Here is a 1662-nt window from a genome sequence, read left to right as displayed (position 1 = left end):
TGAACTGCACCCTGTCAAGTAGACAGTGAAAAAAACAAAATGTTTATGGCTACCTTATATTTACGATATAAGGGTAGCCATTTTTAATGTTATTCTTTCTTGATTAAAAAATTCTATATATGAATTAATTGCTTTTACTGCTGTAGCCTTGTCTTTAAAAATCACTTTTTTTCTTCCTCTAAACAATTCACTTTTAATAGTTCCCCATACACCTTCCATAGGCCCATTATCTATGCAACATCCTGGTCGTGACATACTTTGTTTTATACCAAGTTGCTCTAACGTAACTTTAAATAATCTGCTTGTATATTGATATCCTCTGTCGCTATGCAAGAGTATACCTTCGGTATTCGGCACAAGTTTGACTGCTTTTTTGAGCGTATCTAATACAAATTTATTGTTATTTGAGGTACTTAATTTATGACTGATAATCTGTTTGCTGCCTAAGTCATAAATAGCACTTAAGTAAAGTTTTTTACCATTGCTGAGTTTGAATTCTGTAACGTCAGTTAACCATTTTTTATTTGGGATTTGTTCTTCAAATTTTCTATTTAATATATTATGTGCTGTAATTTCAGGTGTTGTTTTAATATATCGTTTTCTTTTAGGGCGGATAGTAGATTTTAGATTAAGTTGATTCATCAATCTATAGACACGTTTATGATTTACTTTTTGATGTAGTTTAAGTCTTAAATATATGTATATACGACGATATCCATATATGCCTTTGTATTTATTGTAGATATCAACGATATCTTTGATTAATTTTTGGTTTTCAATTTCTTTATTTGATGGTTTGCGATGTAACCATTTATAGTAACTTGAACGTGATATCTTTAATACTGAACATAACCAAGCTATCGGATAAAGGTTTTTAAATGCTTTTACCGTTTGGTATGATGCTTTTTGTCTGATGCCTGTTTCATCAACTTCCTTTCTATTTCTTCTTCCTTTTTTAAAACGTCATTTTCCATTTGAAGAAATTTATTTTTCTCTTTAAGTATCTTAATTTCAGCTTTTAATGCCTCTTCAGGTGTTAATACAGACTGGGGTTTCCCTTTTCCACGTCCATCTTTAAGTCCATCATACCCATGCAAGTTGTACTTTTTTACCCAGTTATATACTTGGCTATAATTGATGTTAAAATGATTTGCTGTTGTCTTATACGATTGGCCATGATTCATATAATAATCAACGATTTCTACACGATCTTCAAATGTTAATGATTTATATTTCAATTGATACACCTCGGGTTTTGGAGAATATGTTTTTAATATTTTACCCGATAAATACTTTGAAATCCATTTGTTTACAGTTGAAGTAGTGGGGATATTATATTTAACTACTAAATCAGTTAAAGATAGGCCATCATTTATATATTCGTGCACAACTTTAAGCTTAAATTCATTTGAGTAAGTATTATTTCTCTGAATTGGTAAAAGCACCTTTATTCCATGCTTCTTAAATTTATAATAGTTAATCAATAATGTTCTAGGAGAACAATTTAAATTTAATTTTTGAATTACATTTTTCATACTATATCCTTCTTCATATAAGCTGAAAGCTTTTTGATAAGTTTCAGGTGATAATTTTCTATGAGTCATAAAAATGCTCCCTTCAAAGTTTACATTTTTAAGTGTCTACTTTGAAGGGAGCATATCA

Annotated in this window: 1 protein-coding gene; it reads right to left on the bottom strand. The window is 29.5% G+C overall.

The features are described 5' to 3' along the window. Window positions 1-60 precede the first annotated feature (60 nt). Window positions 61-1604 (bottom strand): IS3 family transposase gene (locus AB1J10_RS12575; RefSeq protein WP_107365996.1). Its coding sequence is split into 2 segments (ribosomal slippage): window positions 61-927 and window positions 930-1604, totalling 1542 coding nucleotides; the frame shifts between segments, so codons are not numbered across the junction. Window positions 1605-1662 lie beyond the last annotated feature (58 nt).

Source organism: Staphylococcus cohnii species complex 1663 (genome assembly GCF_041008415.1).
GTDB lineage: Bacteria > Bacillota > Bacilli > Staphylococcales > Staphylococcaceae > Staphylococcus > Staphylococcus ureilyticus.
Note: the sequence above shows the minus strand (reverse complement) of the source record. Positions and strands in the feature narration are given on the sequence as shown.